The sequence below is a fragment of the Brachybacterium sp. FME24 genome (assembly GCF_014897705.1).
Taxonomy (GTDB): domain Bacteria; phylum Actinomycetota; class Actinomycetes; order Actinomycetales; family Dermabacteraceae; genus Brachybacterium.
The window spans coordinates 47,311-68,719 of the sequence record NZ_JABUXV010000017.1 but is presented as its reverse complement, the minus strand read 5'-3'; the positions used below and the strand labels follow the sequence as shown (position 1 = coordinate 68,719).

The window sequence follows — 21,409 nt, the reverse complement described above, 5'->3', positions numbered from 1 at the left end:
TCGCTCCGGTCCGCACACCGAGCGCACGCGACCTTCTTCAGCGCTCCACCGGGATATCGGTCAGGCGCCATCCCGACGGGGCCAGCTGGATCGTGATCGTCTCCCCCACGGTGAGGCAGGCCGGATAGATGAGCTCGTCGACGCGGGTGGCGCCCCCGTCGAAACGCGAGTTGGTGCGCAGATCGGTGAGGGCGCGAATGGCGGACTCCTCGTCGCCCACGTGGTGCATCGCGGGGAGGGTCGCCACCGGCCCGTCCATCACCGCGATCCCCGCGTTGGACTTGATCCGCACGACGCCGTCGGGCATCGCCACGCCGCCGCTGAAGTCAGTGATGCCGATGGCGTTGTCGACAGCCTCGTCGAGGCGGGTGATCTCAAGATGCACGACCAGGTGGTCCTGCACGAGGCGCGCGCTGGGTGCCCGTACCTCGACCGGGGTGGGGTCCCCGACGCTGACACCCTGCTCCCCGGTGGCGACTGGCCCCTCGGTCTCGGGCAGCTCCCGGGTGACGGTCCCCTGGGTGACGACGGGGGTGTCGATGCTCAACTCGACCCGACGGTTCAGGGTGCGTCCCTCGTCGGTATCGTTGTCGGCGATCGGCTCGGTCTCCCCCTTGCCCGAGACCTCCGTCGGGTAGTCGGCACCGTCGATGAGGGTGCCCAGGATGTCGGCGACGGCCTGCGCGCGACGTTCCGAGAGGTCCTGATTGAAGGCGTCCTCATCGACGCTGTCGGTGTGGCCGACCACGCGGACAGGTCCAGGCTCGTGCTCGGAGAGCGTCTGCGCGGCCTCCTCGATGACTCCCTGAGAATCCGCGGTGAGCTCGGCCGAACTGGAGTCGAACAGGACGTCCGCCCCCAGGCTGACGATGGTCGAGTCCGGCGTGCTCTCGGTCCTGGTGGTGGAGGTGAGGTCGGTGGAGAAGGCGATCAGCGGATTCACGGGCGCCGAGGCGACGGCGCCGAGGTCCAATGGCTCCTCGGCTCGGGCGTCGGGCACGTCGTCATCGGTGACAGGGACCGGCGCGAGCAGGCCACCCTTGGGGATCAGCACGGTGACCTCGTCGGTGCCGAGGTCACCGTAGACGAGCTGGACCCGCTCGGTGCCCTCCGGCTGGTCACGGTCTCTCCAACGGGCGGCAGGTTCGGTCACGACGGAGCGACCTTCGGTGTCCATCGCGACCACGGCGCAGCGGTCACCGCTCAGATCCAGCAGGCGCAGGGCGTCGTACTCGCGAGCGTCCACATTGTCGCTCGAGGAGCCGTGGCTGAGCGCGTCCACCGGTCCGAACCGGAGATCTTCGTCGGGGTCGTCCGCAGTGACGTCCAGGGTGAGCACGAGATGCTCGCCGCTGCGCACGACGGAGACCACGGAGGCCTGGAGCTCGAGCGGACCGTAGGTCACGGCGACCGCCTGCTGAACGGGCGCGGCCGCCGCCCCGCCGCCGTCGGACGCGCCGCCGTCCGAGGCGCCGCCTCCTCCCGGGTCACCGCCGTCGCTCCCTACACCGCCCTCCTGCGCGTCGCAGGCGGCGAGCATCGTCACGGCGAGCATTCCGCTGACCAGTGTGCGTCGTCTCATCGGATCCCCTCATCCGTCGCCGGCCCCCTCGGCCGGATACCTCAAGGCCCACAGTAGGCGTTCCTCGCATGGTGCGGCGTGCGGAGGTGCCGGAGGGCTGCCGTGTAGGACCAGCCCGTGCGCGCCATGCGGGCGCGCACGGGCTTCTCGAGTGCTCGATCGGCTGTCATTCGTACTCCCGCAGCGCCTCGCGGCGGCGGCTGCGGCCGGTGCGCCCCCGGTCAGCCGATGTGCACGATGTGCTTTCCCCGCGCACCACCCGCTTCGAGAGCGCGGTGAGCTGCGGCGATACCGTCCAGGGGATGCACGGTGTCGACCACGGGTCGCACCTGCCTGCTCTCGGCGTAGCGGGCCAGTTCGGCCAGAAGATCGCTGCGCGGATCTCCGCGGAAGAATCGGACCCGGCCGGACCCGTGCACGGCGGATCCCGCCAGGTACCCGAGGCTCGCAGGCAGACGATCGACGTCCAAGCTCACCGCCACCATGCGCCCGCCCGGCGCGAGCAGTCCGCGCAGTGTCCGGTGGTCGGTTCCGGCGGTGTCGAGCACGACGTCGAAGGGGCCCAGCTCGGCCAGCGGCGTCGTGCGGTAGTCGCGCACCTCGTCGGCTCCTATCGAGCGCACGAAGTCCAGGTTTCCCGCACCGGCGAGACCGGTGACATGCGCACCGAACAGCTTTCCGATCTGCACGGCGAGGCTGCCGACCCCGCCGCTCGCGCCGCGCACCAGCAGGCGCTCCCCGGGCTTGAGGTGCGCATGATCGCGCAGAGCGGTGATCGAGGTGGTGCCTCCGGCGAGCAGGGACACGGCATCGTCGGCGTCAAGGGTGGTGGGGGCGAGGGAGATCCTGTCGGGGTGTACCAGGGCGAACTCCGCGGTCGCCCCGAACGCCGTCACGTCGACGGCCCCCCACACCCGATCCCCGACCGCCGCTGAGGACACCTCCGTGCCGACGCGCTCCACGGTCCCGACGAGGTCGATCCCGACGCGCTTCGGGAACCGACGACCGGTCAACAGCTGGAGCTTCCCCTGTCGCCCGCTGAGCTCCCCGCCGTTCACGCTCGAGGCGTGAACTCGCACGAGCACCTGATCGGCGGAGACCTCGGGGATCGGGACCTCGCCGACGTACAGCACCTCCGGCGGTCCGTAGCGGTCGTACATCGCAGCGCGCATCGTGGTCATGGAGCAGTCCTCGTCTCGTGGGGTCGATGGGCGTGGCGATCCCACCCGTCCTGGCGTTCAACCCTGCAAACGCACACCCTCTTCCACTTATCGCTAAAGTGAGAGAGATGGAGCGACCGCACTCGCAGAACCCGAAGACGGCCCCACCTGCAACGCACCTCCGGGCCGACGCGCAGGCCAATCACGACCTCCTCGTCGAGGCCGCCCGGGAGCTCTTCTCCACCCACGGAATCGATGTCCCGCTCAGTACGATCGCCCGGCGCGCCGGCGTGAGTGCTGCGACCCTCTACCGGCGGTTCCCCGCCCGGGAGGCCCTGGTCGCCGAGGTCTTCGCCGAGCAGCTCGGCGAATGCGAGTCCCTCCTGGAGCGGTGCCAGGCCGACGAGGACCCCGGGCGCGGACTGCGCCGTCTGCTCATGACGATCACGGACATGCAGGCGCGCAGCCGGGGCTTCAGCGGGGCTCTCCTGGCCCGATACCCCGGTGCGATCGACCTCGACGCGACGAGGGAGCGTGCCGATCATGACCTTCGCGGCCTGGTCCGGCGCGCCCAGGACGCCGGGGCGCTGCGCCCGGACTTCGACCACACCGACGTGTACCTGCTGCTCCTCGCGGTCGATGCCCTCGCGGCGCAACCGCCCGAGATCGCTCAGGCCGCTGCCCGTCGGCTGGTGGCGTACGTGCTCCAGGCCGCGCGGCCCGGCCGAGCTGCGCCCCTGCCCCCACCCGCGCCGCTCGAGCTGGCCGTCCTGCATCAGGATCAGGGACGGTGACGAGCGCCGTCTTAATCGGCCTCGCGCAGCGTGACGGTTCGGGAGTCCCCGTCAGCGGTCGTGAGTGTGGCGACCACTTCGGGATGCGGGTCGGAGTCGTCCTGGATCGGCCACCAGGCAGCGAAGCGACCGTCGACAATGCTCGCCTCGACCGGCCCGGCGCTCGTCTCCAGCACGAGGTCCGTCACGTTCTCCCCCAGGTGCCCTGTCACTGCGATGTGCCCGTGGGACTGCCAGCCGTTCTGCACCAGGGCTTCCTGGAAGCTCGTGTCCACGAACACCACCTCGGCGCCATCCGGGGCGGGCTCGGAGTCCCGGGTGTCCTTGATCGAAGTCATCCCCCCGACCGGCTCCTGACCGGGCACGAGAGTCGCCGTGCAGAGCAGTTCCCCGCCGGCGCCGTCGCTCGCAAGGACGAGGGTGGTGTCCCCCCGCTCCTCCTGCAGCACCGGCTGCAGAGGTGCTTGCTGGGTCTGCCACCAGGTCGCGCACTGCTGCACTCCTGGAGTATCAGCAGCGACCTGCTCCCCGACCGAGGTCCAGGTCGCTGAGGCGGTGGTCGGCCTCCAGATGTCGAACGCGACCCCGCCCGCGACCAAGACGAGCGCGGAGACCGCGACAGCGACGAGCCCCCCGCGCCACATCGTCCGTCGGGAACGAGCTGCGCGGGCCGCGGGTTGCGGACGGGGCGTGGCGAGGATCCGGTGCAGGTCGACATCGGCCCGATGGCTGCGCTCCGCCGCGGTCGATGCGGTCGATGTGGCGGGATCGAGGCTGCGCAGCGCGTCGTCGAGATCGGTTGTCCTCATGAGGTGGCCTCCCAGGTGCTGTCGGTGGTCGGGGCGGGAGCAAGCCGCGGCAGCGCGGGCGGCCCCTCGTCGACGAGTCGGCGCAGACGGCGCCGCGCCCGGGACAGCCGCAGCCGGAAGGCGACGGCGGTCGTGCTGAGCACGCGTGCGGCCTGAGCGGAGGTGAGGCCGTCGAGCACGGCGAGCGCGAGCGTCTCCTGATCGGTCGCCGACAGGTAGCGCCAGGCCCGGGCGAGGTCGATCGTCAGTGCGGCGGAATCGTCGAGTGGCGCCGCGCTGCTCCCCTCGATCGCCGCCAGGCGGATCCCGAGCGCCTGGCGTCGGTGGGCGCCGCGCCGGGAGTTCGCCAGCGTCCCGCGGGCGATCCCGAACAGCCAGGCCCGGGCGTTCCCGTGGTCGGTCGGGAGATCGTCGAGCCGACGCCAGGCCGTGAGGAAGGTGTCGGAGACGACGTCCTCGGCGCCGTCCTCACCGTGACGGCGGCGGACGAAGCGGAGGACGTCGGTGTACGCGTCGTCGAAGAGCGCGGTGAAGCGCTGCTCGTCGCCGGGGGTCTGCGGGGTGCTCACATCCCTCTCCTGTCCACCGGGTGCCTGGGTGTGTCACGACACGCCGAGTGCTCGATAGAGGCGAAGAGCGTTCGAGGGGGCAGGGGCCCGTGAGCGCGACGGACGGAGTCGAGTCGGACACGGCAATGCGCGCTGTGCTTCCGGTCAGGGAAGCACAGCGCGCATTGGCGTCGCCTGCGGTCGGGGTCAGGCGCCCTGGTGGTTCGCCATGTCGTCCGGGTTCGCACCCTGGCGACCGGCCTCGCCCTTGTGCAGGGCGGTGATCTGCGCGACCTCGTTGTCGGTGAGCTCGACCTCGAGGGAGGCGAAGTTCGAGATGATCCGCTGGGGAGTCTCGGACTTGGGGATCACGACATTGCCGAGCGCGAGGTTCCAGGCGATCAGCACCTGGCCCGCGTCGGCCCCGTGCGCCTCGGCGATCTTCGTGATCACCGGGTCGGTGAGCTCGCCGCCGCCCTGGCCCAGCGGCGACCAGGACTCGGTGACGATGTTCTTGCTCGCGTGGAACTCGCGCAGCTCGGGCTGGTTGAAGTACGGGTGCAGCTCGATCTGGTTCAGCACCGGCAGCACGCCGGTCTCGGCCTCGAGCTTCTCGAGATCCTCGATGCGGAAGTTCGAGACGCCGATGGAACGGATGCGCCCCTGCTCGTGCAGCTCGACGAGCGCCTTCCAGGTGTCCACCGCGAGGCCCTTGGAGGGGGCCGGCCAGTGGATCAGGTAGAGGTCGAGCTCCTCGAGACCGAGGTCGTTCATGGTGGCGTCGAAGGAGGCCAGCGTCTTGTCGCGGCCCTGGTCCTGGTTGGGGACCTTGGAGGTCACGAACACGTCGTCGCGGTTCAGTCCCGCGGTCTTCAGGGCCTGGCCCACGCCGGCCTCGTTGTTGTAGCCGCGGGCGGTGTCGACGTGGCGGTAGCCGGCCTCGAGGGCCTGGACGACGACGTCGGCGGCGACCGCGTTCTCGACCTGCCACACGCCGTAGCCGAGCTGCGGGATCGAGCGGCCGTCATGGAAGGAGACGGAGGGAGAGGCGGGCATGGTGCTCCTCGTGATCGGGGTGCGGCGCAGGGCCGCGAAAGGTCAACAGGTCACAGGCTAACGTTTTCCCCTCCCGGGCGACCAGCGTGTTCACGAGCTCCCCGGTGCTGCGACGGGCCGGGGCACCAGTTATGTGGCCGTACGACCGGTCCGACGCCCCGCATCGGTCCTCCCGCCACAGAACTGCACGGGCCCTCCTGTGGGCGAGGTGCGGGCACCGGGCAGGGCTCTCCGTGCACCGTTCACGGGTGGCGGTGGTCAGTGCGATTCGCGCGGCACCTCGGACCCGGAGGCGCCGACCAGGAAGTCGAGATCCGCGCCGGTATCGGCCTGCTGGACGTGGTCGACGTACAGCCGCTCCCAGCCGCGCTGCGGGTTCGCGAACGCCGCGGTCATCGCGGCCGACGGGGTCCGCGCCGCGAGTTCTGTCTCTCTGAGCTCGACGTCCAGGCGGCGCCCGGCCACGTCGAGCACGATCCAGTCGCCCGTCTGGACCAGGCCCAGCGGTCCGTCGGCGGCGGCCTCGGGCGCGACGTGGAGGACCACGGTGCCGTAGGCGGTTCCGGACATCCGGCCGTCGCAGATGCGCACCATGTCGCGCACGCCCTGCTCGAGGAGCTTGATGGGCAGCGGCATGTTGGCGACCTCGGGCATGCCCGGGTAGCCCTTGGGGCCGCAGCCGCGCAGGATCATCACGGTGTCGGCGTCGACCTCGAGAGCGGGATCATCGATCCGCTCGTGGAAGTCCTCGATGCTGTCGAAGACCAGCGCCTTCCCGCGGTGCTGGAGCAGCTCCGGGGTCGCGGCGGCGGGCTTGATGATCGCGCCGGCCGGTGCCAGGTTGCCGCGCAGCAGGGCGATGCCGGCATCGTCCTGGACCGGGCTCTCCCGCACGGAGATGACTTCGCGGTCGAAGATCTCGGCGTCCTCGAGATAGTCCACCAGCGGCCGCCCCGTGATGGTGAGTGCCTCGGGGTCCAGCAGGTCCTTCACCTCGCGCAGCACGGCGAGCAGGCCACCGGCGCGGAAGAGGTCCTCCATCAAGTGGCGCCCGGCGGGCTGGAGGTCCACCAGCAGCGGCACGTGCGAGCCGATCCGGTCGAAGTCCTCGACGCTCAGGTCGATGCCGAGGCGGCCGGCGATCGCGAGCAGGTGCACGACGGCGTTGGTGGAGCCGCCGATGGCGGCGAGCGCGACGATCGCGTTGTGGAAGGAGCCCTTGGTGAGGAAGGTCGACGGGGTGCGGCCGGCCTCGACGAGCTCGACGGAGAGGCGGCCGGTGAGCTGGGCGGCTTCGTGCAGGCGGGAGTCGACCGCGGGGGTGCCGGCGATGCCGGGCACGATGGTGCCCAGTGCCTCGGCGACCAGGGCCATGGTCGAGGCGGTGCCCATGGTGTTGCAATGCCCGGAGCTGCGGATCATCGCGGATTCGGAGCGGGTGAAGTCCTCCTGGGAGAGCTTCCCGGCGCGCAGCTCCTCGCTGAGCTTCCACACTCCCGTGCCGCAGCCCAGCGGGGCGCCGCGGAAGGTGCCGTTGAGCATTGGGCCGCCGGGGATCACCACGGCGGGGATGTCCACGCTCGCGGCAGCCATGAGCAGGGAGGGGATGGTCTTGTCGCAGCCGCCCAGCAGCACCACACCATCGATCGGGTTGGCGCGCAGCATCTCCTCGGTGCTCATCGCAGCCATGTTCCGCCAGAGCATCGCGGTGGGGCGCACGTTGGTCTCGCCCAGGGAGACCACCGGCAGCTCCTGAGGGACGCCGCCGGCCTCGAGGATCCCGTTCTTCACGAACTGCGCGACGCCGGTGAGGTGTGCGTTGCACGGGGTGAGGTCGCTGGCGGTGTTCGCGATCGCGATCTGGGGGCGGCCGCGGAAGGCGTCGTCGGGCACTCCGCGGCGCATCCAGGCACGGTGGATGTACGCGTTGCGGTCATCGCCCGCGTACCACTGACTGCTGCGGAGCTCCATTGCTGATCCCTTTTTCTGACACGGTGTTCTAGTCTGTGGAATGTCACGCATGCTACGTCACCTCCACCTTTCCGGGCCGACGAGTCCGCAGGTGAGGCCCACTCTGACAGGAGCTGCCACGATGCGCGCCTTCGTGATCACCGCGCCCGGCACAGCCGGCGTGCAGGATGTCGACGCCCCCGCGGCGACCCCCGGGGAGGTCGTGGTCGACGTGGAGCGCGTGGGCATCTGCGGCACCGACGCCGAGTTCCATTCCGGGCGCATGGCCTACCTCCACTCGTGCCTTGCGCACTTCCCGATGCGCCTCGGCCACGAATGGATGGGCACCGTCTCTGCGCTCGGCGCGGGCGTGGATCCCGTCTGGCTGGGGCGGCGCGTCATGGGCGACACCATGCTGGGCTGCGGTCGCTGCCGACGTTGCACGCGCGGGAACCAGCACGTGTGCGCGGACCGCCAGGAGGTCGGGATCCGTGGGGGCCGCCACGGGGCGCTCGCCGAGCAGCTCTCCGTGCCCGCCTCCTCGCTGCACCATCTGCCCGATCAGCTGGATCCGGCCCTCGGGGCGCTGGTCGAACCGGGCGGGAACGCACGGCGGGCCGTCCACGGGGCGAACCTCTCCCCCGGCGACCGGGTCCTGATCATGGGCCCGGGCACGATCGGGCTGCTGTGCGCGCTGTTCGCCCGCGCGGCCGGGGCCGAGGTGCACATGCTGGGCCTGCCGGGGCCGGGCCTGGAGGTCGCGCGCACGCTGGGCTTCGACAACGTCTGGGAGGAGGCGACGCTGCCTGACCTGCCGCTGGACGCGATCATCGATGCCGCGACCTCCCCGGCGCTGCCCACCTGGGCGCTGTCCCGGGTCGAGCCCGGCGGGCGCGCGGTGTTCATCGGGATCGCCGGCGAGGAGAGCCTGGTCGACACCCGTGACCTCGTGCTGGGAGACATCACTGCCGTCGGCGTGCTCAGCGCCTCTCCCGCACTCGCCGAGACCATCGCGGCCTTCGCCGCAGGGACCGTGGACCCGCGCCCGCTGATCGCCGCGACCACCGGCCTGGACGGCGTGGCCGACGTCCTCGCCGGCAGCCGCCCGCCCAGCGCAGGGCCCGGTCCGAAGATCCACATCGACCCGCGGATGCGCTGAGGCCTCACCCATTGCATGCGTTTCGCATACACTTCGGGGATGGACGATTTGCTGGAGAAAGCCATCACCGAATGGCACGAGAGCGTGAACAGCGGCAACCTCGAGCGGTGCGCCCGCTCCGTCGGCGCCCCGATCGTGGTGCTCGGCCCAAAGGGTGCCGGCCCGATCTCTCCCGCACAGTTCGCGGACTGGGTCCATCGCTCGGGGATCACCCTGATCCCCCGATCGTGGCACCCGGTCAGCGAAGCCCTCATGGTCGTCGAGGAGGACGCCTCCTGGCCGGGCGACGATCTCCCGACGCGGGTCGCGACCGTCTTCCGTGCACGGGGCGGCAGTGTGACCGCCGCGCTCCGCCTGCCCGATCTGCGCTCCGCCCTCGACCTTGCCTTCATCTGCCGCGAGATGGCGGCGACCGCATGAACGACCTGGGGCCCGGTGCAGGGGCAGGACCAGGGCAGACCATGTTCGAGTTCGTCCGGCACTGGTCGCGCCGCGACGCGGCCGACGACGACCAGATCGCCGAGAACGGCCGGCTGGTCCTGGTCACCGAGGCGGTCGACGCCCTATCGCGGCGCGGGGTGGACGCGAGCATCTCGACGATCGCTCGGGAGATCGGGATCGATCAGAGCGGCGCATCGCGATTGGTCAAGGACGCCGTGACAGCCGAGCTCCTGGTCCTCGAGGCCGGGACGTCCGACCGCCGACGACGCAGCGCGAGAGTCACCGGGACCGGGCAGCTCCACCTCGAATGTGCGCACGCCTGGCAGGAGCAGGTCTTCGAGCGGCTGACTGCGGGATGGAGCGCACCGAAGCGTCGAGCCTTCCAGCAGGCCATGACGGAGCTCCTCGAGCGGTCAAACGGCGCCTCCTCCTGAGCTCGTGACCGGGTCAGCCCAGGCAGACCCCGAGAGAGAGCGGCCGACCGGACGGGTCGGACTCCAGCCAGCGAGCGACCTCGACGGGCCGGACCTCGTACTCGCCGAGGCCGTCCAAGGGGAGCCAGGCCGTTCCTGCCTGACCGGGATCGGGCTCGGTGCCCTCCCCGGGTTCCTCGCCCTCCGCGAGGCCGCACCAATAGGCGACGTTGACCTGGTGGAACGGCGGAATCTCGGAGCCATCCACCATGCGCTTGCCGGTCATGGTCTCGAATAGGCACGCCACCTGGTGCACCTCCACGAGCGCGCCGATCTCTTCGCGGCACTCGCGGATCATCGCCGCGACCTGATCCTCGCCGTGCTCCTGACCGCCGCCCGGCAGCGCGAACACTGCGGTGCCGTCGGGCTCGATGTACCGGTTCATCAGCACCTGAGCGTCCCGGACGATCAGTGCCTTCACCCCCAGTCGCGGTGACTTCACGCGCCGTCCTCCCCTGCCTCGTCGATGCTGCTGCCGTGCTCGACGGTACCGCCGGCCAGACGCGCCGCCGCGCGAGCACGCAGATCATCGTCGTCGGTCGCTGCCAGCAGATCCTCCACCGCCTCCTCATCACGCAGCAGCCCCATCAATCGCCGCAGCGCGGCCAGGTGCGCCCGCGCGTCGGTGAGCAGAGGCATCACCACCAAGCGCGCATCGACCGTACTGCCGCTGCCACCCATCTCCCCGAAGGCCACAGGCTGCGCGAGGGTCGCGATCGCGAGTCCGGGGAGGACCACATGCTCGGGGTCCGCGTGCGGGATCGCGGTGGGGACCGACGTGGGCAGGCCGGTCGGGTAGCGACGCTCGCGCTCACGCAGCGCTTCCGGGAAGTCGACCGTGACCGCACCGGCGTCGAGCAGTCGACCGGCCAGCGAGCGCAGCACGTCCTCGGCGTCGACCACGTCGAGCTGGGCGACGACCACCGAGAGCTCCAAGGACGGAGGGCCCGAGGCGCCATCCTGTCCATCGGGGGCGGCGTCGTCGTGCGGGCGTGGATCTGAGCTCATGGGGCCTCCCTGGTCGGTGCCATGATTCTGGCACCTGCTCCGTCGTGCACTGCGTACGCTGGGCATATTCGTCCCGGGCGCGTCTCCGTGCGCCGCAGAACAGGAGTGCCCATGCCCGCCCCTCGCGACACCTCCGTGATCGTGCGGGCTTCGCGGCTGTACTACGAGCAGGGCCGCTCGCAGACGGAGGTCGCCACCGAGCTGGGGCTGTCCCGCTCGAACGTCTCGCGGATCCTCACCCAAGCACGGGACCGCGGGATCGTGGAGATCACGATCCATGATCCCGACGGCCCACCACGGCGGGACGAAGCCCTCGAAGCGGCACTGAGGGCGGCGTTCTCCCTGCGCGAGGCGCATGTGGTCTCCGCGCCGCGCGCCTCGGCGATGGAATCCGTCGCCCGTGAAGGCGCCGCAGTGATCACAGAGCGGGCCGCGCACGTGAGCAGCATCGGCGTCTCCTGGGGACAGACGGTCCAGAGCGTGGTCGCGCAGCTGGAGTCCCTGCATCTGCGACCGACGCCTCGCGTGCTGCCCCTGGTGGGCGGGCACAGCAGCCTGGACCAGTTCGATTCCGGAGAATCGGTGCTGCGCGTGCTGGCTTCCCGGCTCGGGGCCCGACCGGAGACCCTGTACGCGCCGGCGGTGCTGGAATCAGCGACGACCGTGAGCACGCTGCGCGCCGAGTCGAGCATCGGTTCCGTGCTCGAGGCCGCCGCGCAGGTGGACCTCGCCGTAGTGGGTATCGGCTCGATGGGGGTGCACTCCTCTCCCCACGTGCTGAGCCTGATGGCGCTGAGCGACGACGAGCGGGCCTCCTTCGAGGCGCAGCAGCCCGTGGGCGATGTGTGCGGCCGTTTCATCGATGCGCACGGGATCCCTCTCGGCGCGCCCACGGATCAACGCGTGCTCGCAGTGACCTTCTCCGAGCTGCTGCGGATCCCCGAGGTGCTCGGCATCGCGGCCGGCGTCGAACGCGCCCCCGGTGTGCTCGGCGTGCTGCGCAGCGGAGTCATCGACACCGCTGTGTTCGACACCGACCTGGCCCGCGAGCTCCTCGCGAGTACGTGACGCGGCGAGGCGTTCGATGCACCGACCCGACAGGAGATCCTCCGGATGACAGCACGGATCCTGCTCATCAGTGGCGCGAGCGGCACCGGGAAGAGCAGCGTCGCGGCGGCACTGCTGGAGAACACCACCTCCCCCTGGGTGGGAGTCGAAGCCGACCTCGCAGCGCCCCGGGTCTCGGCCTCGACCGACGTCAGCAGCGAACCGGGGAACCGGCGTTTCGCCGAGACCCTGCTGGACTCCGTGGTCGCCTGGCCTGCGGCGGGCTACGACACGATCGTCGACGGGATCCTTCCGTATCCGGTGAACGCGCTGCACCACCGATTCCTCGAGCGGCTCGCGGGATTCGATCTGAGGATCCTTGCGATGAGCGCTGAGGAAGCAGCGGTTCGCCATCGCATCGCGCAGCGAGGTCGCGGCGACATCGCCTGGTCACTCCGGCAGCTCCGGGATATCCACGACGGCGTGCCAGCCGACTTCTCGCTCGACACCACGGCCATCGCACCAGGTGACGTCGGACCCCTGCGCATGATCCTGGCCTGGATGAACTCGCCTCGCGGAACCTGACCGCCCGGAGTGGCCGGTTCGGCGCGAATGTCCCCTGAGGACCGATGCCGAGCCTGACCATCGGTCCTCAGGGCACATTTTCCGCGGGGGCCGTGAGCAGAGGCGATGGAGCGCCGGGGCATGCCGTGGCTGGGGTCGACGGCGCACCCGGCCGCCCGGCTGTCCGGGAGCGCCGACCGGAGTCAGGCCTTCCCGGACAGGAGCGCCTCGAAGCGGGCGGTGAGCTCATGGTCGACGGGCAGCTCGGTCTCGTCGAGGTGGGTGAGCGGTGCGGCCAGTCGCGTCGAGGACAGCAGCCAGGCGCCGTCGGCCGTGGCGACGTCCTGCACCGTCATGAGCTCCTCGCGCACCTCGTGGCCCTCGTGCTGCAGGGCCGCGAACAGGGTGTTCACGCACGTGCCGGGCAGGACGCCAGCGCTCACCGGAGTGGTGAGATAGGTGTCGCCGCGGCGCACCAGCAGCGTCGACGTCGGCCCTTCGAGCACGTAGCCGTCGGTGGCGACGAACAGGACGTCGGCGGCGCCGCGGCGCTTGGCCTCGCGGACCGCGGCCATGTTCACCGCATAGCTGAGGGTCTTCGCGCCGGGCAGCAGCCAGGGACTGGTCTCCGGGACGGCAGTCGACAGCCCGCGGTCCAGGGTGATCACGCGGATCCCGGTGCGGTACGGCCCCCAGTCGGCGGAGACGTGGGCATCGATCCAACAGGTGGGGACGCCGGAACCCTCGATGCCGCGGGTGTACATGACGCGCACGGTCAGCTCGGGCACGGCTGCATGAGCATCGATGGCCGCGTCGATCGCGGCGGCGATGGTCTCCTGGTGCGGCTCGGGCATCTCGAGGAGGGAGCAGCTGCGGGCGAGTCGTTCCAGGTGGGGGCCGACGTTGACCGGCTTCCCGTCGAAGGCGCCGATGGTCTCGAAGACGCCGTCACCGCGGGTGGCGACCAGGTCGGTGACCGATAGCTGCGGCGTGGTGGGATCGGCGAGGTGGAACGGGGCGCTGCCGTCGCTCGGAGCACCGGCCGCGCCGGGGACGAGAACGAGAACCGGTGCGGGGGTGTCCGTGCTGGACGAGGTCATGGCGCTGCTCCTGGTCGTGGCGCCTCAGGATCGAGGCGGTCGGGCTTCCAGGGTAGTCCTGCCTGCAGCGGGGTCGGGAAGAGCGGGTGCGCGGTCAGGAGCGAGGCGCGTCGAGGCCCGCCTGGCCGATGTCGTGACCGATCGACGAGGCGTGGGAGGCGACGCTGGATCCGTCGGCCGAGACCAGGTCGCCGATCATCTCGAGGAGGCGCTCCAGGAGGGAGCCGGCGCCCTCGTCGCTGCTGCCCTCGACGCGGCCGGAGAACCCTCCTGCGCTCAGCGGCGCGCTGTCCACCTGGCCCTGCGACCCCCTCGCGGTGCCTCCGGCCGTGGTCTCGGCGCTGGTGTCGGCGCCGGCTGCGACCTCGGGACCGGCACTGGCAGAGTCGTTGCCTCCTCCACCGCTGGAACCCGAGCCGGAACTGGAACCACTCCCGGATTCACCGCCGCCACCACCTGCGCCGCCGGACTCGCCGCCGCTGGCCCCACCAGACTCTCCGCTGCTGGCGCCGCCCTCGGGATCGCCCGATGCCGCCTCACCCGATGCGGCCTCCCCCGAGCCGGAGCCTGGGACCTCGCTCGCAGCCTGATTGGCGGCGCCCGCGGCGACCGCTCCCTCGGGCGGGGCCTGCCCGATGAGTGAACCGAGACCAGCGGCCAGGCTGAGGCCGGTGAGCATGTTCTGCAGGGCCATGCCGAGTTCCAGGGCTCGGCCGATCATCTCGGCCAGCAACCCGCCGGAGAGACTGCCGAGCAGGGACCCCAGGAACGCGGCGCGTCCCTCGGAGGTGCTGAGGACCTGGCGCAGCAGCTCGGCGAACTCGCCGTCCAACCCGTCGAGCAGGCCCTCGTCCGTGGTGCCGCCGGGACCATCCGCGGCAAGGTCCAGCCACTTCATCAGATTGTCGGCAATGATGGGGAGGAATCCGTCGGGGCCGGACATGCCACCTGGGCCATCCGGCGCAGAGGCGGCATCTTGCTCATCGGCGTGCTGGAGGAGCCGCCGTGCCTCGTGACGCAGCTCGACGTAATGGTCCTGCATGCCGGGCCGGACCCTCCCGGTCCAGTCGGCGCGGAACGCCTCGGCATCCTCGCCGATCCATTCGACGGCGTCGATGAGGGAGCTCAACGACGTCTCGAGGTCGGACAGGAGCTCGGCCCTGCGCACATAGACCGATCCGGCCGACCGTAAAGCGTCCGTGTCCGCGCCCCAGAATCCGTTCATCGATCGCCGTTCTCCCTCGTCCCCTGCACCCATGCTCCCCTCTGACGAACCCACCGTAGGGTGCCCGCGCCATGAGGGCCATGGGGAGTACTACCCATGCTGTGCGCTGGGATGATGTCGAGATGAACCTGCGGTGAACACGGCTCGGGGACGACCTGCTCGACAGGCCGGTGCGACGTCCGCGCACCGGGCTCCTCCGCCACGGCCCGGCGCCCGGACGTAGTGTGGATGCTCGTGACCCGCACTCCCCCGAACGCCCCGCCCGCGCCATCTGCCGGGACCACCTCGGTGCGCCCGCGCCCGTCGGCCCCGCTGTGGGCGGTTCCGGCCGCCGTGGTGTGCGGCGTGATGGGCGCGATCCAGTCCCGCATCAATTCCGATCTGGCCGCCGAGCTCGATGACGGGTTCGCCGCCTCGTCGATCTCCTTCGGCAGCGGGCTCGTCGTGATCCTCCTGCTGCTCGTGGTGATGCCGCGGGTGCGCCGGCTGTGCCGCGAGTTCTGGCGGGAGCTGCGCAGCGGGTCCTTCCCCTGGTACCTCGCGATCGGTGGCCTGGGCGGGGCGATGTACGTGCTCGGGCAGACGTTCTCGGTCTCCCTGCTCGGGGTGGCGCTGTTCATCGTCTGCGTGGTCGCCGGGCAGACGGTGACCGGGCTGGTCGTGGACCGGGTGGGGCTCGGGCCCGGTGGAGTACGGCACCTGACCCCGTTGCGGGTCCTCGGTGCCGGGTTGATGGTGGTCTCGGTGGCGTTGGCGATGTCCGGCGGGATCAGCACCGAGGCCCCGTGGTACCTGCTGGCACTGCCGATGGTCGCGGGGGTGGCGATGGGACTGCAGCAGGCGATCAACGGCCGCGTCACCCAGCACAGCGGCCACTTCCTGGTCGCCACGCTCGGCAACTTCGTGGTCGGCACCACCGCCCTGCTGCTGGTCGCGCTGGTGCACATGCTGGTCGCGGGCGCACCCGAGTCGCTGCCGACGAATCCACTGCTCTACCTGGGTGGCCCGATCGGCGTCGTGTTCATCGCGATGGCCGCCTATCTCGCCGGACCGCTCGGGATCCTCACCCTGGCGATGTCCACGATCGCCGGGCAGATCGTGGGCTCCGTCGTGCTCGACGCCGTCGCGGCCCCCGGGCACCTCACGTACACCACGATCGCCGGCGCCGGCCTCACCCTGGTGGCCGCCGTCCTCGCCGCCTCCAGCCGTCGCCGCGCGAGCTGACCCCGGGAACCGCCAGGTCAGACGGTGCGGAGTGTGACCAGGCGGCCGCGCTCGGTCCAGGCGACGCGCAGATCCAGCGGGTCGCCGGGCACCTCGGCGTCGATCACGTCCACGCGGGCACCCAGCGGCGCATCGCGGAGGTCCGCCACGGCCAGAGCATTCTCGGGCAGGCCAACCAGACCGGAGGCGGCCGGGGACTGCAGCGGCACCTCGACACCGGCAGTATCGTCCTCCGCGTCAGCATCCTCCCCATCCTCGGGCTCGTCCTCCCCGACGACCTCAGCGAAGAGGTGCTCGTTCATGAGCTGTTCGGCGGCCTCGGCGCGGGCGTCGCCCTTCGCATCGGTCTCGTCCCCGCGCAGAGCCAGCGCGTGCAGCGTGGCCTCGAGAGCATCGGCGAAACGCTCGAGATACCCGGCGAGGTCCGGCGCGGCGAGCCGCAGGGCGAGGTCCTCGCCGATGCCGTAGACCACGCCGGGGGCGCCGTCGTCGTCGATCGTGAGGATCACAGCGGCTTCGGGCGTCTCGTACAGAGGGTAGAAGCTCGTGGCCTTCCCCAGCAGCGTGTACGGGCCCACGTCGGTGCGGTCCTCGATCAGGAGGGTCAGCACCGGCATCCCGCACAGCTCGATGCCGCCGAGCTCATCGAGGACCTGCTCGAGAGCGGGAGGCGGGTCCGCGGCGAGCTCCTCCTCGGTCGCGGCGACCCCCGGGATCAGCGTGACGTCCTGCTGGTGGGTGCGGGCGAGCGAAGCGATCCGATCCAGGATCGGACGCATCGACAGCAGCGGGATCGCCGGGGCCTCGGTGGGCCAGGGCAGGGAGCGGTTCATAGGCGTGGACACCACCTCAGTCTGGCACGGTCACCTGCCCCTCAGCACGGGCGCGGGCCTTCGGATCAGGTGCCGGGCGGTTCAGGGCAGACGCCGCGCCGCGCCACCGGGTCGGGTGATGGTCGTGGTGGCTCCGGAGCGCTCGGGATGCACGACGCGGTAGGCGTCCAGCCAGCGGCGCGCGAAGTCCTCCGCCGCGTCGGCCGGCACCAGAGCCCAGACGCTGCCGCCGAAGCCCGCCCCGAAGGCACTCGCCGCGTGCGCGCCGTTCTCCCGGGCCAGGCGTGGCAGGGCGATCGTCTCGGGGACCTGGTTGCGCAGTCCGCTCTCCGCCCCGGCCTGGGACTCGTCGACCAGTCGACCGAACTCGGCCAGGTCGCCCTCCTCGAGCGCGAGCGACGCGGCGGGGATGATCCGCTCGGACTCGTCGAGGAACTGTGCGAGGCGGCCGGCCAGGTAGTCGTCGTCGGCCGCGAGCTCGCGCAGACGCTGTACGGCGGCCGGTCCGCTCGCGACGACGTCGGCCAGGGACGCGTCCGAGGCGTCGTAGGAGCCGAGGTCCTCGTGCCAGCGGCGCAGGATCTCGGCGACCGCGAGGGAGACCCGGTTGTAGGCATCGCGAGCGGCGCCGGTCTTCTCGGCCCCGACGCCGCTGACCGCGACGACCAGGGCGAGCTCGGGGCCGACGGGGACGGTGCGCTCGCGGCGCACGGGGCAGAAGGAGTACTGCACGAGGGCGTCGGGGACGCCGCACAGCATGGCGGTGTGGTCTCCGCTGCCGCCGAAGGTGCCCACCCCGCGGTGCCCGGAGAGGTGCCCGAAGCTCTGCCCGTTCTCGACGGTGCCGAGGTACTCGCCGAGCTGCTCGGTGGTGGTGACGGATGCGGTGAAGGCCGGATCGGCGGCGATTCCGGAGAGGTCGATCAGCACCAGGGCGAGGCCGACGACCAGCGCCGAGGAGCTGGACATCCCGGCGGCGAGCGGCAGCGTGGTGGTCACGGTGACGTCGGCGCCGCGCACGCGACCGGGGAAGTTCGTCTCCAGGCGCGCGGCGACAGTGCGCACGTAGCCGCCCCAGTGGCCGCTGTCCGTGGCCACGCGCGAGTGCTGGCCGATCCGGTCGAGGTCGATCTCGACGGTCCCGTCGGCTCCCTCGGAGCGCACGTGCAGCAGGCGGTCCTCGCGGACGGCGGCGCGGACGGTGTGCCCGGTGTCGACGGCGGCGAGCAGGGAGCGCCCGCCCGCATAGTCCGTGTGCTTGCCGAGCAGCTCGATGCGGCCGGGCACGAACCAGCGCGTGGTGGTCGCGGGCGCGTGGGCTCCGTCCGTCAGCGCGGCGAGGACGTCGCTCACAGGCGCACCTCGATCCCGGCGAGCGCCTCCTGCACGGCGGCCACGTCCCCGCGGGAGGACATGTCCAGCACGCCGACGGCCGACGGGACGACCGTGACGCTCTGCCCGTCGGCGATCAGGAGTCGCACAGCGTCGATGATCTCGAACTCCCCGCGCACGGAGGGCTCGATGCGGGCGCAGGCGTCGAAGATGGCGGGGGTGAACAGCCAGGCGTTCATGGAGATGGGGGCCTCGTCCCCGTAGGCGGCGAGGGTCTCCTCGTCGGGCTTCTCGACGATGTCCCGCAGGTGCCCGTGCTCATCCGCGGAGACGAGGGCGAAGGAGCGCAGCCGCTCGGCGGGGATGTTGGAGCCCGCCACGAGGGCGTCGCGGTCGAAGCCGACCAGGGCGCTGCCGGGGGCGGCGGCGAGCGCGGCGAGAGCCTCGCGCGGGTAGTAGTTGTCGGAGTTCAGGATGATGACGCGCTGGTCACCGGCGAATTCGCGGGCGGCGGCGACGGCATCGGCGGTACCGTGCGGCTGGGCCTGGACCGCGGTGGTCACGGTGACGCGGCCCCCACTGGTCGCGGCCGCGTACTCACGCAGCACGTCATGCTCGGGGCCGATGACCAGGCACACCTCGGTGACGCCGACGTCGGCGAGCACGGAGATCACATAGTCCAGGAAGGGGCGGCCGACGTCGATCAGGGCCTTGACCCCGCTCGCCGCGACGGCGGCCTGCTTGTCGTCGAGCTGCGCGGAATCGTCCGTCCTGCGCATGCGCGTACCGAGCCCGCGGGCGAGGATCACGGCGCGGTGGACGGCGGGGTTCGTGTCGGTCTCATCTCTCACGCCGTGAGTGTACGGGGCTTTCCCCGTCGGGCCGGATCGTTTCACACCGCGGAGGACCCCGTCGCCTCACCCGGTGGATGTCGTGGCCAGCAGGGCCGACGATCGGTATGACCGTCTGGTGCAAGTGCTCTATCGCAGTGAGCAACTCTCGAATGACTTCGCAGTTGCGGTGTGATTGCCCTTCCTGTTGAGGTCGCGGTCCAGCCGTCCCATGGCGACTCGTTGCCGTCGCGACGATCACGCCGACGATGCCCTCCATCTTTGAGATAGTGACGGCGAGCCCGATTAGCTTCGGCCTGAGCAACAGTCCCTGTAGCGACGCGCGCGCCGCAGACGAAACTCGCCGCGAACGGTCACCCAACGGCCGGCAGCGCCGATGTTGGTTCACCTTCACCTTTGCCGATGCTAGGAACTGAGAGCCCAAGCGGCTCCGCGCGCGGTTGCCGGGGAAATTGGGAGAACGAGCATGGTCGCGCCCCACGTCGTATTAGACGAGTATCATGCTGTGATCACTCGGCAGCTCAGCGGCACCGATCATGAAGCCGTTAAACGGCCGTCGAACTTCGATAGCTAGGAGGTGGGAGTATTGGAGCGATTCGGCCCGCTGGAAGAAGTGGCGGAAGGCCTCGCTGTCGGCGACCCCCGTCGCCACGCTCTGCTGCTCACACCCCCGGGAGTCGTTCACCTCGTCCAGAACGAATGGCGATCGGCGTTCGATTGGTCCGAGATTGTCTTACTTAACCTAGACTTGAAGAGTTCCAGGCACGCACTTGCAGGATGGATAACGCAGATCTCATACGCAGCGCTGATCGCTGCAGTGTACGACGATCCAGGCTTCGTCCCAAAAGACGGAAGCACTGCAATTACGGACGTCGATGGCGTTACTATCTCTCTCCCGGTTAGCCGACACCATTTCGGCGGCTACTGGTATCGGAGCCTCTTGAGCACTCAAGGAATGCTGAATCAGTTCATACGCAATCCGGAGAGCCGCGAGCTACTAACTGACCCCGGTGTGGTCATATCAATGGTTCGCAAAGTCGCGAAGTCCAAGACGCCAGCCAGCCCTCCGTGATCTTCATGGAAGGCTAGCTGATAGTTGTTACCGCTCCAGTTGCCGCGTTAGGCGCTTCTTCTGGCGATGGAGCCGCCACCAGCGCGTCGTGTTTCGCAACTGGACTCGACCTAGTTCCTCGAGGCTGGGAAGCCCCCGCTCAGCCAGAATCGAAGAGATCTTCTCCTTACCCTCCCCTTCGTTGCGCTCCACCACGCTCTGAGCCGCCACCACTCTTTCTGATGCGAGAGGGTTATCGCCGATCTGCCTCTCAACTTCTAGGAGATCTGCTTCGAGCTCGGATCTGCTTCGGCGTCTGAACATCGACATCACTTCATGAAGATGCAAGCTACGGCCCCACGGCCGAAGGCGGCCAAGATTGAGTAGGGAGTACCCAGCTGTGCGATGCGCGTGATGTCGGGGCCCTTGAGGCCAATGCCAACCAGGCACTTGACCATCCACGGTGCAAGGAAGATCGGATCAGACACGACGGGGTAAGCGACGTTCTCGGTGTCCTGGTGGTCCACGACCTGAGTCAAAGTCGGCCCGTCTACCTCGAACCAGGTATCGACGGGCTTGCCCTCCGCATCCGAGGCCCACGGCTCTCCGAACACCAGCACCGTATTACCAGCAGCATCAACCACCATGGCTGCCCCGCTAGGAGTCACTTGGATACTCTGCTCCTCAGCGAGGTCGAGCTCGTAGGTGTAGCTCGTCGAGGCTTCCTCATTCGCGATGGCAGTCAGCATCTGCACGCCACGCTCCGTCACCACGACGGCGTTAGCGCTGCTCGTATCTGGATATGTAAAAGTGCCGTCCTCAAGCAACTCCACGGAGTCAGCCTTTTCAGAATTCGGCAATTGAATGGCTAGGGTTTCACCTCCGGCTTCTTGGAACGTCACGCCCTGCGAGGCGTCGCTAGGAACTCCAACGCTCCCACCACCAATAGGAACCGAGTATCCCAAGCCATCAGCCCCATAGGCGTCCGGCGAAACCGGCGCGACCAACAAGTCGGAATCATGCGTCTCTACGTTCTGCAGAGATTCCTCGACTCGTTCCGCTGAAACGGTCTCTGACGCTGGCTGTTCCGCGACAGCGACACCGGTTCCCGCAAGAACCATTGCTCCCGCGAGCAAGACTGATGTCAGCGCCCCGAATACTCTTCTACCCCCGTGCGTGGATCGCGCCATCGTGATCTACCC

The 21,409-nt window shown here is 70.0% G+C and carries 21 protein-coding genes; 7 read left to right on the top strand and 14 right to left on the bottom strand.

The genetic code is table 11. The annotated features are described in order from the left end of the window. Positions 1 to 37: 37 nt before the first annotated feature. Positions 38 to 1,582, bottom strand: a complete 1,545-nt coding sequence (locus INT51_RS17445) for an OmpA family protein (protein WP_193106610.1) — start codon at positions 1,580 to 1,582, stop codon at positions 38 to 40. 221 nt (positions 1,583 to 1,803) lie between these two features. Beyond that, positions 1,804 to 2,763 (bottom strand): NAD(P)-dependent alcohol dehydrogenase, encoded by a 960-nt coding sequence (locus INT51_RS17440; protein WP_193106609.1) that lies wholly within the window; start codon positions 2,761 to 2,763, stop codon positions 1,804 to 1,806. Positions 2,764 to 2,870: 107 nt separating this feature from the next. Between INT51_RS17440 and INT51_RS17435 the strand changes: the two genes are divergently transcribed. After that, positions 2,871 to 3,536: a TetR/AcrR family transcriptional regulator gene (locus INT51_RS17435; RefSeq protein ID WP_193106608.1), complete on the top strand. Its 666-nt coding sequence runs from the start codon at positions 2,871 to 2,873 to the stop codon at positions 3,534 to 3,536. 11 nt (positions 3,537 to 3,547) lie between these two features. Here the strand turns inward: INT51_RS17435 and INT51_RS17430 are convergent, their stop codons facing one another. The 4 genes from INT51_RS17430 to INT51_RS17415 all read right to left on the bottom strand — a co-directional run bounded on the left by INT51_RS17430 (position 3,548) and on the right by INT51_RS17415 (position 7,920). Then, the gene (locus INT51_RS17430; protein ID WP_193106607.1) at positions 3,548 to 4,345 is read right to left on the bottom strand and encodes a hypothetical protein; all 798 of its coding nucleotides are present in this window, start codon (positions 4,343 to 4,345) and stop codon (positions 3,548 to 3,550) included. After that, a complete protein-coding gene (locus INT51_RS17425) occupies positions 4,342 to 4,914 on the bottom strand; it encodes an RNA polymerase sigma factor (protein ID WP_193106606.1) in 573 nt (190 codons plus the stop codon). The genes INT51_RS17430 and INT51_RS17425 overlap by 4 nt, the downstream gene beginning before the upstream one ends. 186 nt (positions 4,915 to 5,100) lie before the next feature. Further along, positions 5,101 to 5,949, bottom strand: a complete 849-nt coding sequence (locus INT51_RS17420; protein WP_193106605.1) for an aldo/keto reductase — start codon at positions 5,947 to 5,949, stop codon at positions 5,101 to 5,103. A gap of 258 nt (positions 5,950 to 6,207) precedes the next feature. Further along, entirely contained in the window at positions 6,208 to 7,920 is a 1,713-nt protein-coding gene (locus INT51_RS17415; protein WP_193106604.1) for an IlvD/Edd family dehydratase, read from the bottom strand. 121 nt (positions 7,921 to 8,041) lie between these two features. Here INT51_RS17415 and INT51_RS17410 point away from each other — a divergent pair, with 121 nt between their 5' ends. From INT51_RS17410 to INT51_RS17400, 3 genes are read left to right on the top strand one after another with little or no spacing between them, the layout of a single operon-like run. Beyond that, positions 8,042 to 9,058, top strand: coding sequence for a zinc-binding dehydrogenase (locus INT51_RS17410; RefSeq protein WP_193106603.1), 1,017 nt, complete (start codon positions 8,042 to 8,044; stop codon positions 9,056 to 9,058). A gap of 39 nt (positions 9,059 to 9,097) precedes the next feature. Continuing rightward, positions 9,098 to 9,478 carry a hypothetical protein gene (locus INT51_RS17405; protein ID WP_193106602.1) on the top strand — a complete coding sequence of 127 codons (381 nt, stop codon included), beginning with the start codon at positions 9,098 to 9,100 and terminating at the stop codon, positions 9,476 to 9,478. 41 nt (positions 9,479 to 9,519) lie between these two features. Further along, complete coding sequence (locus INT51_RS17400) at positions 9,520 to 9,933, top strand: MarR family winged helix-turn-helix transcriptional regulator (RefSeq protein WP_226985866.1); 414 nt, start codon at positions 9,520 to 9,522, stop codon at positions 9,931 to 9,933. A gap of 13 nt (positions 9,934 to 9,946) precedes the next feature. Here the strand turns inward: INT51_RS17400 and INT51_RS17395 are convergent, their stop codons facing one another. Next, positions 9,947 to 10,414: an NUDIX domain-containing protein gene (locus tag INT51_RS17395; protein ID WP_193106600.1), complete on the bottom strand. Its 468-nt coding sequence runs from the start codon at positions 10,412 to 10,414 to the stop codon at positions 9,947 to 9,949. Further along, entirely contained in the window at positions 10,411 to 10,980 is a 570-nt protein-coding gene (locus INT51_RS17390; RefSeq protein ID WP_193106599.1) for a PTS sugar transporter subunit IIA, read from the bottom strand. The genes INT51_RS17395 and INT51_RS17390 overlap by 4 nt, the downstream gene beginning before the upstream one ends. A 111-nt stretch (positions 10,981 to 11,091) precedes the next feature. Between INT51_RS17390 and INT51_RS17385 the strand changes: the two genes are divergently transcribed. Then, positions 11,092 to 12,048: a sugar-binding transcriptional regulator gene (locus INT51_RS17385; protein ID WP_193106598.1), complete on the top strand. Its 957-nt coding sequence runs from the start codon at positions 11,092 to 11,094 to the stop codon at positions 12,046 to 12,048. A gap of 45 nt (positions 12,049 to 12,093) precedes the next feature. Beyond that, positions 12,094 to 12,612 carry an AAA family ATPase gene (locus tag INT51_RS17380; RefSeq protein ID WP_193106597.1) on the top strand — a complete coding sequence of 173 codons (519 nt, stop codon included), beginning with the start codon at positions 12,094 to 12,096 and terminating at the stop codon, positions 12,610 to 12,612. A 182-nt stretch (positions 12,613 to 12,794) separates the two neighbouring features. Here INT51_RS17380 and INT51_RS17375 read toward each other — a convergent pair whose 3' ends face one another. Both INT51_RS17375 and INT51_RS17370 read right to left on the bottom strand, forming a co-directional pair. Beyond that, positions 12,795 to 13,691 carry an aminodeoxychorismate lyase gene (locus INT51_RS17375; RefSeq protein ID WP_193106596.1) on the bottom strand — a complete coding sequence of 299 codons (897 nt, stop codon included), beginning with the start codon at positions 13,689 to 13,691 and terminating at the stop codon, positions 12,795 to 12,797. A 94-nt stretch (positions 13,692 to 13,785) separates the two neighbouring features. After that, positions 13,786 to 14,916 carry a hypothetical protein gene (locus INT51_RS17370; RefSeq protein WP_193106595.1) on the bottom strand — a complete coding sequence of 377 codons (1,131 nt, stop codon included), beginning with the start codon at positions 14,914 to 14,916 and terminating at the stop codon, positions 13,786 to 13,788. A 234-nt stretch (positions 14,917 to 15,150) separates the two neighbouring features. On the opposite strand from INT51_RS17370, the gene INT51_RS17365 reads away from it, so the two are divergent. Further along, positions 15,151 to 16,140, top strand: a complete 990-nt coding sequence (locus INT51_RS17365; RefSeq protein WP_304502237.1) for a DMT family transporter — start codon at positions 15,151 to 15,153, stop codon at positions 16,138 to 16,140. 17 nt (positions 16,141 to 16,157) lie between these two features. On the opposite strand, the gene INT51_RS17360 is transcribed toward INT51_RS17365, so the two are convergent. The 4 genes from INT51_RS17360 to INT51_RS17345 all read right to left on the bottom strand — a co-directional run bounded on the left by INT51_RS17360 (position 16,158) and on the right by INT51_RS17345 (position 21,397). Beyond that, the gene (locus INT51_RS17360) at positions 16,158 to 16,985 is read right to left on the bottom strand and encodes a hypothetical protein (RefSeq protein ID WP_304502236.1); all 828 of its coding nucleotides are present in this window, start codon (positions 16,983 to 16,985) and stop codon (positions 16,158 to 16,160) included. 69 nt (positions 16,986 to 17,054) lie between these two features. Next, positions 17,055 to 18,326 carry a galactokinase family protein gene (locus tag INT51_RS17355; RefSeq protein ID WP_304502235.1) on the bottom strand — a complete coding sequence of 424 codons (1,272 nt, stop codon included), beginning with the start codon at positions 18,324 to 18,326 and terminating at the stop codon, positions 17,055 to 17,057. After that, positions 18,323 to 19,156, bottom strand: coding sequence for a nucleotidyltransferase family protein (locus INT51_RS17350; protein ID WP_304502234.1), 834 nt, complete (start codon positions 19,154 to 19,156; stop codon positions 18,323 to 18,325). The genes INT51_RS17355 and INT51_RS17350 overlap by 4 nt, the downstream gene beginning before the upstream one ends. Before the next feature lie 1,380 nt (positions 19,157 to 20,536). Beyond that, complete coding sequence (locus INT51_RS17345) at positions 20,537 to 21,397, bottom strand: hypothetical protein (protein ID WP_193106593.1); 861 nt, start codon at positions 21,395 to 21,397, stop codon at positions 20,537 to 20,539. Between the last annotated feature and the right edge of the window lie 12 nt (positions 21,398 to 21,409).

Excerpts from the sequence above, each read along its gene's own strand:
- INT51_RS17440 (WP_193106609.1), bottom strand. The coding sequence starts at position 2,763 with ATGACCACGATGCGCGCTGCGATGTACGACCGCTACGGACCGCCGGAG.
- INT51_RS17415 (WP_193106604.1), bottom strand. The coding sequence starts at position 7,920 with ATGGAGCTCCGCAGCAGTCAGTGGTACGCGGGCGATGACCGCAACGCG.
- INT51_RS17445 (WP_193106610.1), bottom strand. The coding sequence starts at position 1,582 with ATGAGACGACGCACACTGGTCAGCGGAATGCTCGCCGTGACGATGCTC.
- INT51_RS17435 (WP_193106608.1), top strand. The coding sequence starts at position 2,871 with ATGGAGCGACCGCACTCGCAGAACCCGAAGACGGCCCCACCTGCAACG.
- INT51_RS17430 (WP_193106607.1), bottom strand. The coding sequence starts at position 4,345 with ATGAGGACAACCGATCTCGACGACGCGCTGCGCAGCCTCGATCCCGCC.
- INT51_RS17405 (WP_193106602.1), top strand. The coding sequence starts at position 9,098 with ATGGACGATTTGCTGGAGAAAGCCATCACCGAATGGCACGAGAGCGTG.
- INT51_RS17375 (WP_193106596.1), bottom strand. The coding sequence starts at position 13,691 with ATGACCTCGTCCAGCACGGACACCCCCGCACCGGTTCTCGTTCTCGTC.
- INT51_RS17420 (WP_193106605.1), bottom strand. The coding sequence starts at position 5,949 with ATGCCCGCCTCTCCCTCCGTCTCCTTCCATGACGGCCGCTCGATCCCG.
- INT51_RS17345 (WP_193106593.1), bottom strand. The coding sequence starts at position 21,397 with ATGGCGCGATCCACGCACGGGGGTAGAAGAGTATTCGGGGCGCTGACA.
- INT51_RS17410 (WP_193106603.1), top strand. The coding sequence starts at position 8,042 with ATGCGCGCCTTCGTGATCACCGCGCCCGGCACAGCCGGCGTGCAGGAT.
- INT51_RS17390 (WP_193106599.1), bottom strand. The coding sequence starts at position 10,980 with ATGAGCTCAGATCCACGCCCGCACGACGACGCCGCCCCCGATGGACAG.
- INT51_RS17385 (WP_193106598.1), top strand. The coding sequence starts at position 11,092 with ATGCCCGCCCCTCGCGACACCTCCGTGATCGTGCGGGCTTCGCGGCTG.
- INT51_RS17380 (WP_193106597.1), top strand. The coding sequence starts at position 12,094 with ATGACAGCACGGATCCTGCTCATCAGTGGCGCGAGCGGCACCGGGAAG.
- INT51_RS17400 (WP_226985866.1), top strand. The coding sequence starts at position 9,520 with ATGTTCGAGTTCGTCCGGCACTGGTCGCGCCGCGACGCGGCCGACGAC.
- INT51_RS17370 (WP_193106595.1), bottom strand. The coding sequence starts at position 14,916 with ATGAACGGATTCTGGGGCGCGGACACGGACGCTTTACGGTCGGCCGGA.